Raw genomic sequence first — 10,021 nt, forward strand, 5'->3', positions numbered from 1 at the left:
CTGTATCAGAGTGCATGGCGGGCAGCCAGCCGGGCTTCTTTTTCCAGCTTTTTCCGGATCCGGTCACGCTTGAGCGGGGATAAGTAGTCGATGAAAAGCTTGCCGAGTAAGTGATCCAGTTCGTGTTGAATGCAAATGGCCAGCAAGCCATCGGCCTGCAGTTCAAACCAGCTGCCATCCAACTGCTGTGCTTTAACGGTGACCTCAGCAGCCCGCTCTACCTTGGCGTAGCTTTGCGGCACGGACAGGCAGCCTTCTTCGTAGGTGGTCTCGCCACTTTTGCTGGTGATTTCCGGGTTGATCAGCACCAGGGGTTCATCACGCGACTCGGAAATGTCGATCACCACTACCCGCAAGTGGCGGTCCACCTGGGTAGCGGCCAGGCCAATGCCATTTTCATCGTACATGGTATCCAGCATGTCCTTGACAAGTTGCTGAATTTCAGGGGTAATCTCTGCTACGGGTTTGGCGACCGTCCGCAGTCGTTCGTCCGGGAAGTGCAACACTCGAAGTACGCTCATAGGCTCCACAAATACTATGCTTAAAGGAAATAACTGTGCTAAGGTCTAATTTTAGCCATTAATGTGCGCAATGAACAGCTTCGTCTGTCATAATTACAACAAGATCACGCTGGGGATGCTGGCATGTTAAAACCTATCCTTAACTTATTGGCGCTGTGCGTCTTTTGTTTTACCGTAACTGTTTCTGCGGATGTTTTGCAGGTTCGTGAAGGCGCGCCGGAGCGTTATATTGTCAAGCGAGGGGATACCTTGTGGGACATTTCGGCCATCTATTTGAATCAGCCGTGGCGCTGGCCTGAACTGTGGCGGATGAACCCGCAAATCGACAATCCCCACCTGATTTTCCCCGGTGATGTGCTAATGCTGGTCTACGATGCCGATGGCCGGCCTATGCTGGTGCGGGATGATCGGGTTCGCCGGCTATCGCCGCATACCCGGCAAACCGATACCCGTCCTGCTGCTGTTACCACAGTGCCGCTGGCGATGATTCGGCCATTCTTAACGCACGACAAGATGATGAGTGCCGATGAGCTGGCAACCAAACCGTACATTCTTGGCGCCAGCAGCAACGTTAAAAATGCCACTGAAGGTCATATCCTCTATGCCCGCGGCGAGCTGGAGCCAGATAAAGGCTATGCCATCTACCGCCGTGGTCGTCCTTATGTCGACCCGGACAGCGGCGACAAATTGGGTTATGCGCTTACCCTGGTTGCCACCAGTCGGGCTTTTCGAGCTGGCGATGCCGAGCAGAATGTACCGGCATCCCTGTACTTAGTTGACGTGAAACGAGAAATTCGCCAGGGTGACATTGTGTTGCCGGCTATCGATGGTGAGGCTTTGCCTGCCTATTTCCATATGGCCCGGCCAGAGCAACCACTGGAAGGGGTGATCATTGATACCACCTCTAAGCTGCGTGAATTTGCCAAGTGGGACATTGTGATTATCAACAAAGGCGCGGTGGATCAGCTGGCTCCCGGCCATATGCTCGATATCCTGCGGCCTTCACCGACGGTGGTCGACAGCCGCAATGGTCAACCGGTCTATATGGAAGATGCCAGCCGCTACCAGCGACTTGCCAGCAACTTTGGCCATGAGCAAATTGAAATGCCTCGCGAGATGGTTGGTCATCTGATGGTGTTCAAGGTGACAGAGCGTGCCAGCTTTGCCATTGTTACTGATACATTACGACCTGTCCGGGTGGGAGATCGTATCGTCAACCCTTAACAACATTGCTGGAGTCGTATCATGGATGATAGGCTGCCGTACTTGATATTGGCGCAAGCGGGATTGAACGGTTACCACCTGCAACGCCTTGCGCCACATTGCTCTGTCACCGAGTTGTGCCGCCAACCCATCAGCACTTTGCGTGCTCTGGGGCTGACGGAGCGACAAGCTCTTGCCATTCACACACCTTCAGCACAGGCCTTGCAACAGGCAGAAGCCTGGCTGGCAGCGGATGATGCGCATCACCTGATAAGCTTTGATGATGGTCGCTATCCGGCATTGCTCAAGCAAACTCGTCAACCGCCCCTGTTGTTGTTTGTTGCAGGCAACCCGGCCATTCTGAGTCAGCCCCAGCTGGCAATGGTTGGCAGCCGCCAACCCAGTCCGACCGGCAAGCGTATCGCTTTTGATTTCGCTGCCGAGCTGGTGCGTCATGGCTATGTGGTGACCAGTGGCATGGCCCGTGGCATTGACAGCTGCGCCCACCAAGGCGCTCTTTCCATTGCCGGTCCTACCATAGCGGTGTTGGGGCATGGGTTAACGCGCATTTATCCCAAATCGAATCAGGCCCTGGCAGAGCAAATTCGCCAGCAAGGCGCCTTGGTTACCGAGTACTTTCCTCAGGTCGATGCCAGGCCTGCACATTTTCCGCAGCGCAATCGCATTGTGGTGGGGTTGTCGCAAGGCACTTTGGTGGTGGAGGCGGCACTCAAAAGTGGTTCCTTAATCAGTGCACACCTGGCGGTCGATGCCAACCGGGATGTGTTTGCCATTCCCGGCTCTATTTACCACCCGCAGTCGGCGGGCTGCCATGCCTTGATCCAACAAGGCGCTAAACTCACCACCTGCGTGGCCGATATTTTGGAAGAGTGGACTTTTTCTGCAAAATCGGGTCTAAAGCAACAACAAAGTGAAAAAAATACCACGCCAGACTTGTTCGATGACACTTTGTTGGCTAACGTAGGAGATGAAGCTACTGCGGTTGACCTGATCGCAGAACGGTCAGAGCTTTCAGTAGCAGACACGACCATTGCTTTGCTGCAGCTTGAGCTGGCAGGTCTGGTGGCAGTAGTGCCTGGTGGCTACATCAGAGTGAGGAGTACCTAATCATGTTTGATATCCTCGTTTACCTGTTTGAAAACTACATCCACAATGAATCGGAAATCTACACCGACCGTGCTGATCTCACCAAAGAGCTCAGCCTGGCAGGCTTTCATGATGACGATATATTTCGTGCTTTGCAGTGGCTGGAGAGCTTGTCCAAGCTGCAGGAAAGTCATGTTAAGCCCTATCTGACCAAAGTCAGTGTCAGTGCAACCCGCATCTACACCCCGGAAGAAAGCCGCAAGCTCGATAGCCAGTGCCGTGGCTTTCTGTTGTTTTTAGAGCAAATCAATGTGCTGGATGCCAGTACCCGTGAGATGGTGCTGGATCGGGTGATGGATCTCGATGGTCCCAGCATCAGCCTGGATGATTTGAAGTGGGTGGTGCTGATGGTCTTGTTTAATGTCCCTGGCCGTGAAAACGCCTACGCCCAAATGGAAGATTTGATTTTCGATGAGCCAGACGGCCCCTTGCACTAGGGGCTGCACTGCTGTTGGGTCAAAGCCAGCCTTGTGGCATACTGGCCCGATTCCAGGCTGGTGGGTTTCGATGACCATGACCGCGCACACTGATCCACTGTTTAAGCTGTCCCAGCAACCGGGAACTTGCCCGTTATGTCAGCACCCGCTGCAGATCAAGTCGGGTAAAAAAGGCCCCTTTTTGGGGTGCAGCAACTATCCAGGTTGCCAATACCTGAAGCCTTTGCACGAGCACGAAGATACTGTGGTGAAGTTGCTGGAGCAGGAACCTTGCCCCAGTTGTGGTGGGCCTTTGGCGGTCAAAAATGGCCGTTATGGCATGTTTATTGGTTGCAGCAACTACCCGGCCTGCGATTTTGTGGTGCATGAAGATGACAGCCAAAGTGAAACCTTTGATTGCCCGGACTGTGGCAAAGGCCAGTTGGTCGAGCGCATTAGCAAGTATGGCAAGCACTTTTACGGCTGCAATCGCTATCCAAAATGCAAGTTTCTGCTGAATGAGCAACCTGTTGCAGGGAGCTGCCAACAGTGTGGCTTTGCACTGCTGATCCGCAAGAAAACGGCCAAAGGGGAGCGACTGCTCTGCGCCGATAAAGCTTGTCAGGCCGAGCAGTCGTAGTTAGTGCCCGCCCTGAAAGGTGGGCACTAACGTAGCGCAGGGATGCGCTGCCAAAACCATTGGTGTAAGCAATTGATTTTGCGAGCCAGGAAAAACCGCGTTTTTTTCCTGGCGACTCCGCGAAACGGCAGGGATGCCGTTTCAGGATGGAAACTAGCTATGGTCAAATTTTAGTAAGCAGTAGCTCCAGCTCGGGAAAATCCTCTGCTGGCAGCAAAGCCATCAGTTGGGCAAAACGCTTTGCCAATTGCTCCGTGGTGTCGGCGGAAAGGTTGATATGGCCCATCTTGCGACCGGGGCGAGCCGTTTTGCCGTACCAGTGCACATGCAGACCAGCAATGGCGAGTAGGGCGTCTGGCAACTGATCCAGCCCCAGAATATTCACCATCAGCGTTGGGCGCAGTACCGTGGTGGCGCCCAGCGGCAAGCCGCAGACTGCCCGGATATGGTTGGCAAATTGGCTGGTATCGGCTCCTTGTTGGGTCCAATGGCCAGAGTTGTGTACTCTTGGTGCTAACTCGTTAACCAGCAATTGCTCGCCGACCACAAAAAACTCAATCGCCAGCACCCCAACGTAGTTGAGCTTGTCGGCAATGGCCTGAAACATCTGCTCGGCCTGAGCTTGCAGCGGATGCTCAGATCTTGCCAGCGATACACTCAGCACGCCGTTGACATGATGGTTTTCGGTCAACGGGTAAAATACCGTGCTGCCATCTTTGCCGCGGGCACCGACCAGAGAAACTTCGTAATCAAAGGGAATAAACTGTTCGGCCACAATGCCTTGCTTGGCTTTTTTTGAGGCTTGCTTCAAAAACTGCGCCACCTCAGCCCAGACCGCATCCAGTTGCTCCATCTGTTTTAAGCGCCACTGGCCTTTGCCATCGTAGCCTTCAAGAGCACTTTTTAATACCAGCGGCAGTCCAAGTTTGGCGACAGCCGCCTCCAGATCCGCTTTGCTTTGTACCAGATGAAAGTGAGCACTGGCAACGCCTGCCTGCTGCAACAAGGCTTTTTCCAGCCGGCGATCACCACCAGCCTGAATGGCATCCTGGCCTGGTAAAAACTTGCCACTTTGTTCACAGAGCTCAAGCACCGCAGCCGGGATGTGCTCAAATTCGGCGGTGACCACATCTGCATCGCGCAGTGCCTGAGACAAGCCTTCACCCAGCACTTGCTGACTGAGTGGATCGACAATTTGATCACTGCGCACATCAAACGCCTGCACCTCGATGTTCAGCGGCATGGCATCCAGCGCCATCATGCGGGCCAGCTGGCCTGAGCCCAATACCAGCACACGCATCAGGGCAGCTCCGATGGATCAGGTTGACTTAACACGGTATCGGTTTGCTGTTGGCGAAAGGCATCAATTTTTTGCATCAGATCTTGATTGTGGGTTGCCAGGATTTGAGCCGCTAACAGGCCGGCATTGGCAGCACCGGCATCGCCAATCGCCAGAGTACCTACCGCAACGCCTTTGGGCATTTGCACGATGGAAAGTAACGAGTCCAGGCCTTTCAAAGCCTTGGACTGGACAGGTACACCCAGCACCGGCAAGCTGGTAAAAGCCGCTGCCATACCGGGTAAATGGGCGGCACCACCGGCTCCAGCGATAATCACCTTCAAGCCCCGCCCGGCCGCATTGGATGCATAGTCGGCCAGCAGTTGTGGTGTTCTGTGGGCAGAGACCACTTTGGTTTCGTAGGCGATGCCAAATTGATCCAGCATGGCCGCTGCATGCTTCATGGTCGGCCAGTCCGACGTTGAGCCCATGATAATGCCAACCTGCATTGGTAAATCCTTCTGAAGAGAATGAAGTGTGTTCGCGAAAGCGGTATTATAGCGGCTTCTGACCCCGAATTAAATTTTTACTGAAATGACGATGGCTGAAATTGTTTCCACTCAGGCAGCCGCAGAGCTGGTTCAGGCTGGCGAAGTGATTGCGTACCCGACCGAGGCGGTCTATGGCCTTGGCTGCGATCCACAAAATGAAGCCGCTGTGATGCGGCTGTTGGCGATCAAACAGCGCCCGGTCGAAAAAGGGTTGATTTTAATTGCAGCCGATTACTCGCAGTTGCTGCCTTACATCGATGATGCGGCGATTCCATTGGAGCGTCGGGCCGAGATTTTTTCCAGCTGGCCGGGCCATATCAGCTGGGTACTGCCAGCCAGTGCTCAGGCACCGGCCTGGATAACCGGGCAGCATTCGAGCATAGCGGTGCGGGTTAGCACCCATCCGGTGGTGCGGGCGCTGTGTCAGGCGTTGGCGATGCCGCTGGTGTCCACCAGTGCCAACCGAGCCGGTGAACCGGCACTGACCGACAGCGCCGAAGTACTGCGGCAATTGGGCGGTGATATTGCCGCACTGGTCGCCGGTGATTTGGGCGGAGCCGCCCAACCCAGCCAAATCCGCGATGCCATCAGTGGCCAGGTTTTAAGGAGTTAAGATGTCCAATAGCAGTCAGCAGCAACTGGCCGAGGTACAAGGCTTTTTACAGCAATTGCAGGATAGCATCTGCCAGGCATTGCAGCAGGCCGATGGCGAGGCCCGTTTTGTCGAGGATGCCTGGCAACGCGCTGAAGGTGGCGGCGGCCGCAGTCGGGTGCTGACAGGCGGTGCTGTATTTGAGCAGGCAGGGGTTAATTACTCGCATGTCTATGGGGCCCAGATGCCAGCTTCGGCCACGGCGCACCGACCGGAGCTGGCCGGGCGCAGTTTTCATGCCTGCGGTGTATCGCTGGTGATTCACCCGAACAATCCCTACTTACCGACGACCCATGCCAATGTGCGTTTTTTTATTGCTGAAAAAGCGGGCGAGCCGCCGGTCTGGTGGTTTGGCGGTGGTTTTGATCTGACGCCTTTTTACCCCTTTGAAGCCGATGTGGTGCATTGGCATCAGGTTGCCAGGGCGGCGGTCGAGCCGTTCGGCGCGGAGTATTACCCGCGCTACAAAAAGTGGTGCGATGACTATTTTTACTTAAAACATCGTGGCGAAACCCGCGGTGTCGGCGGTTTGTTTTTTGACGATCTGAATGAGCCGGGCTTTGAGCAAAGCTTTGCGCTGATGCGTGCGGTCGGTGAGGCCTTCTTGCCGGCTTATCTCCCGTTGGTAGCACGCCGCAAAGAGACGCCTTATGGCGAGCGCGAGCGGCAGTTTCAGTTGTACCGCCGCGGCCGCTACGTGGAGTTTAATCTGGTGTTTGATCGCGGTACCTTGTTTGGGCTGCAAAGCGGCGGTCGTACCGAGTCCATTTTAATGTCGATGCCACCGCTGGTACGGTGGCAATACGGCTTCCAGCCCGAGCCCGGCAGCCCGGAAGCCGCTTTGTACGAGCGTTATCTGCAGCCACAGGACTGGTTAGGAATTAACGGCTAATTATACAGCTAAATTAGTTGGGACTAATGACTGGCGCACTGATGTATTGGAGATATTACCCATCGTTGATTATGTGTTTTTTTTATGAGATAAGTTAATCAGCTAATAAGTTTCTTTTATATTGCAGGGAGCTAAAAATGATGCAGGGTATCAGTGTTTTTCAATTACTATTTATCATCATTGTGGCTTTTGTAGCTGCATCCATCCTCTACTCTAAGAGGCAGTCTGGTTTTTATGCAGCCATTTGTTTGCTGTTGTGCTTGCTTTTGCCCCCTGTCGGCTGGATTTATTTTGGATTTATGATGTTACGAAAACAACCCGTTGCACCATCTTAAACTAATTGGTATTAACCATATGACTCGCCAGTTGCCCCAGCGACTGGCGCAGCCCTTCGCGTAACATGGTGTCCTCAACTACCTCGTTTAGCGCCTGGTCCATGCAAAACATCCACTGATCGCGCAGCTGTTGATTGACGGTAAAAGGCAGGTGGCGGGCGCGCAGCCTGGGGTGGCCGTATTTTTCTTCAAACAACGCGGGGCCGCCCAGCCAGCCGGATAAGAATTCAAAAAACTTTTGCCGTATCGCATCCAAAGGTTGGGGGTGAATGGCCAACAGCTCGCGCGCCTCAGGCGCTGTTTCCATCACATCGTAAAAACGGTTGGCCAGGCGGCGTACTGCTGCTTCTCCACCCATAATGGCATAAGGCGTTTGCTTCGGGGTTGGGTGTTCTGGCTGGCGCTTAGGTTGTTTTTTATGAAATACTTGCTGCAGGATTTGTTTGATGGACATAAAAGTGGACCGTTACGCTGTATTTGGACATCCGATTGCGCACTCTAAGTCGCCGCTTATTCATACGCTCTTTGCACAGCAATGCGCCGAGGCCATGCAGTACCAGGCGATTTTAGCACCGCTGGATGGCTTTGCCGAGAGCTGGCAGGCTTTTGTTGCCGCAGGTGGCCGGGGCGGCAATGTGACGGTGCCCTTTAAAGAGCAGGCCTTTGCCCTGGCGGAGCAATTGACCGAGCGGGCGGCGCAGGCTGGTGCCGTCAATACCTTGTATTTTGATCAAAACGGTCAGTTGTGTGGCGACAACACCGATGGTGCCGGCCTGGTGCAGGACTTGCTGCGGCTTGAAGCGCCGCTAAAAGATCAGCCGGTATTGCTGCTTGGCGCCGGTGGCGCAAGTCGCGGTGTGATCGAGCCTTTACTGCAGGCAGGTGCTGCATCCATTACCATCGCCAATCGAACCGCCGCCAAAGCGCAATTGTTGGCAGAACACTTTGGCAGCAAGGTGAGCGGCTGCGCTTTAACAGATATTCCAGCAGGCACTTATCCGTTGGTGATTAATGCCACCTCATCCGGCTTGGCCGGAGAGCGGCCAGCGATTGCACCAGAGGTCCTGAGTGGCTGCACCTTTGCTTACGACATGCTTTATGGCAAGGAGCCTACCGCCTTTTTGCACTGGTGCGCGCAGCAAGGGGTTGCCCGCCAGGCGGATGGTCTAGGTATGCTGGTGGGGCAAGCAGCAGAAGCCTTTCGCATCTGGCGTGGTAAAACACCTGCGACAGAGCCGGTGATAGCGGCCTTAAAAAAGGCGCTGGCATGAATCAGCAGCTGATCTTTAATCATGACTTTGTGTATAGCGCCGAGCAAGATGCCGTCAGCTTCAGCTGTTTATTGGCAGGGCTTCGGTTGACCGGCTATATTGCCCGGCCTGACGAGATGTCGGCAGACGTCTGGCTTAGCCAGGTACAAGCGGCTGCCTTTGATTGGGAAGATGCGGCCGAGCAGGCGCTTGCCGAGGAGTGCTGGAATGAGGCCGGCGAGTTCTGGCTGCCGGCCCCTGTAAAATACTAAGCCTGCTCTGCCAGATACTCATCCTTTAACAGCACATAATTTTTGGCGGATGCGGCTAAGAAGGCGCGTTCGGCCTCGGTTAATGGGCGGGCTTGTTTGACCGGGCTACCAACATACAAATAGCCGGACTGCAGAGTTTTGCCAGGTGGTACCAGACTGCCAGCACCAATAATCACATCATCTTCTATTACCGCATCGTCCATCACTATTGCGCCCATGCCCACCAGGATCCGATTGCCAAGGATACAGCCATGCAGCATGCACTTGTGGCCGACAGTCACATCCTCACCAATAATAAGCGGGGAGCCTTCAGGTTTGCTTGGGCTGGTACGGGTGACATGCAGCACAGTGCCATCCTGCACATTGGTGCGGGCACCAATGCGAATGCGATTGACATCACCGCGGGCCGCCACCAGCGGCCAGATGCTAACATCTGCTGCCAGCTGCACATCGCCAACAATAACGGCAGATGGATCAATATAAACACTGTGATCAAAGCTTGGGTTGATGCCACGGTACGAGCGCGTTGTCATGATAAATCCTCCTGTGCTGCATTAGTATGCAACAGTTGGCGCTTAAATGCCCGTGGCGGGCGAACTTTAAGCGAACAGTGCTGAAAAGCGCTATTTTAACGAATAACTGCTTGCAAGGCATTAAAAGCTCCCTATAATGCCCACCCATGCCAGCGGGGCAGCGAATAAGCGCTCTGCATCGGGATGAAAAAAGTGCGGTAAATGCTGAGATTCAGCCTTGACAGCAAGATTTAAATCCCTAAAATGGCGCCCTCGCTTGCAGATGAGCCTAAAGCTCTCAAAAAGCGATGAGAAGTGAAGCGGTTTGAAC

General features: G+C 54.2%; 15 protein-coding genes. 9 read left to right on the forward strand and 6 right to left on the reverse strand.

What is annotated here, in order from left to right; all coding sequences use genetic code 11:
* Window positions 1-5: 5 nt before the first annotated feature.
* The gene (gene def, locus Q3O59_RS14385; protein ID WP_305946243.1) at window positions 6-521 is read right to left on the reverse strand and encodes a peptide deformylase; all 516 of its coding nucleotides are present in this window, start codon (window positions 519-521) and stop codon (window positions 6-8) included.
* Between the two features lie 123 nt (window positions 522-644).
* Between def and Q3O59_RS14390 the strand changes: the two genes are divergently transcribed.
* The 4 genes from Q3O59_RS14390 to Q3O59_RS14405 all read left to right on the forward strand — a co-directional run bounded on the left by Q3O59_RS14390 (window position 645) and on the right by Q3O59_RS14405 (window position 3,947).
* Window positions 645-1,745, forward strand: a complete 1,101-nt coding sequence (locus tag Q3O59_RS14390) for a LysM peptidoglycan-binding domain-containing protein (RefSeq protein ID WP_305946244.1) — start codon at window positions 645-647, stop codon at window positions 1,743-1,745.
* Window positions 1,746-1,766: 21 nt separating this feature from the next.
* Entirely contained in the window at window positions 1,767-2,852 is a 1,086-nt protein-coding gene (dprA, locus tag Q3O59_RS14395; protein ID WP_305946245.1) for a DNA-processing protein DprA, read from the forward strand.
* Between the two features lie 2 nt (window positions 2,853-2,854).
* A complete protein-coding gene (locus tag Q3O59_RS14400) occupies window positions 2,855-3,328 on the forward strand; it encodes a DUF494 family protein (protein WP_228592377.1) in 474 nt (157 codons plus the stop codon).
* A gap of 76 nt (window positions 3,329-3,404) precedes the next feature.
* Window positions 3,405-3,947, forward strand: coding sequence for a DNA topoisomerase family protein (locus Q3O59_RS14405; protein ID WP_305946262.1), 543 nt, complete (start codon window positions 3,405-3,407; stop codon window positions 3,945-3,947).
* A 163-nt stretch (window positions 3,948-4,110) separates the two neighbouring features.
* Here Q3O59_RS14405 and Q3O59_RS14410 read toward each other — a convergent pair whose 3' ends face one another.
* Together Q3O59_RS14410 and purE are read right to left on the reverse strand one after the other, a co-directional pair.
* On the reverse strand, window positions 4,111-5,247 hold the full coding sequence (locus Q3O59_RS14410; protein WP_305946246.1) for a 5-(carboxyamino)imidazole ribonucleotide synthase: 1,137 nt from the start codon (window positions 5,245-5,247) through the stop codon (window positions 4,111-4,113).
* The gene (gene purE, locus Q3O59_RS14415; RefSeq protein ID WP_305946247.1) at window positions 5,247-5,735 is read right to left on the reverse strand and encodes a 5-(carboxyamino)imidazole ribonucleotide mutase; all 489 of its coding nucleotides are present in this window, start codon (window positions 5,733-5,735) and stop codon (window positions 5,247-5,249) included. Before purE ends, Q3O59_RS14410 begins: the two co-directional genes overlap by 1 nt.
* Before the next feature lie 91 nt (window positions 5,736-5,826).
* On the opposite strand from purE, the gene tsaC reads away from it, so the two are divergent.
* The 3 genes from tsaC to Q3O59_RS14430 all read left to right on the forward strand — a co-directional run bounded on the left by tsaC (window position 5,827) and on the right by Q3O59_RS14430 (window position 7,656).
* Window positions 5,827-6,390, forward strand: coding sequence for an L-threonylcarbamoyladenylate synthase type 1 TsaC (gene tsaC / locus Q3O59_RS14420; RefSeq protein WP_305946248.1), 564 nt, complete (start codon window positions 5,827-5,829; stop codon window positions 6,388-6,390).
* A 1-nt stretch (window position 6,391) separates the two neighbouring features.
* Complete coding sequence (hemF, locus tag Q3O59_RS14425) at window positions 6,392-7,321, forward strand: oxygen-dependent coproporphyrinogen oxidase (protein WP_305946249.1); 930 nt, start codon at window positions 6,392-6,394, stop codon at window positions 7,319-7,321.
* Window positions 7,322-7,458: 137 nt separating this feature from the next.
* On the forward strand, window positions 7,459-7,656 hold the full coding sequence (locus Q3O59_RS14430) for a hypothetical protein (RefSeq protein ID WP_305946250.1): 198 nt from the start codon (window positions 7,459-7,461) through the stop codon (window positions 7,654-7,656).
* Window position 7,657: 1 nt separating this feature from the next.
* Here Q3O59_RS14430 and Q3O59_RS14435 read toward each other — a convergent pair whose 3' ends face one another.
* Window positions 7,658-8,110 (reverse strand): group II truncated hemoglobin, encoded by a 453-nt coding sequence (locus Q3O59_RS14435; protein ID WP_305946251.1) that lies wholly within the window; start codon window positions 8,108-8,110, stop codon window positions 7,658-7,660.
* Between Q3O59_RS14435 and aroE the strand changes: the two genes are divergently transcribed.
* Both aroE and Q3O59_RS14445 read left to right on the forward strand, forming a co-directional pair.
* Window positions 8,103-8,927: a shikimate dehydrogenase gene (gene aroE / locus Q3O59_RS14440; protein ID WP_305946252.1), complete on the forward strand. Its 825-nt coding sequence runs from the start codon at window positions 8,103-8,105 to the stop codon at window positions 8,925-8,927. The genes Q3O59_RS14435 and aroE overlap by 8 nt on opposite strands.
* Window positions 8,924-9,178: a DUF1488 domain-containing protein gene (locus Q3O59_RS14445; protein WP_305946253.1), complete on the forward strand. Its 255-nt coding sequence runs from the start codon at window positions 8,924-8,926 to the stop codon at window positions 9,176-9,178. The genes aroE and Q3O59_RS14445 overlap by 4 nt, the downstream gene beginning before the upstream one ends.
* On the opposite strand, the gene Q3O59_RS14450 is transcribed toward Q3O59_RS14445, so the two are convergent.
* Together Q3O59_RS14450 and Q3O59_RS14455 are read right to left on the reverse strand one after the other, a co-directional pair.
* The gene (locus tag Q3O59_RS14450) at window positions 9,175-9,711 is read right to left on the reverse strand and encodes a gamma carbonic anhydrase family protein (RefSeq protein WP_305946254.1); all 537 of its coding nucleotides are present in this window, start codon (window positions 9,709-9,711) and stop codon (window positions 9,175-9,177) included. The genes Q3O59_RS14445 and Q3O59_RS14450 overlap by 4 nt on opposite strands.
* A gap of 120 nt (window positions 9,712-9,831) precedes the next feature.
* The coding region (locus tag Q3O59_RS14455) for a hypothetical protein (protein WP_305946255.1) at window positions 9,832-10,021 on the reverse strand (190 nt) is incomplete at its 5' end.

The sequence above is a fragment of the Alkalimonas delamerensis genome (assembly GCF_030717955.1).
Classification (GTDB): Bacteria; Pseudomonadota; Gammaproteobacteria; order Enterobacterales; family Alteromonadaceae; genus Alkalimonas; species Alkalimonas delamerensis.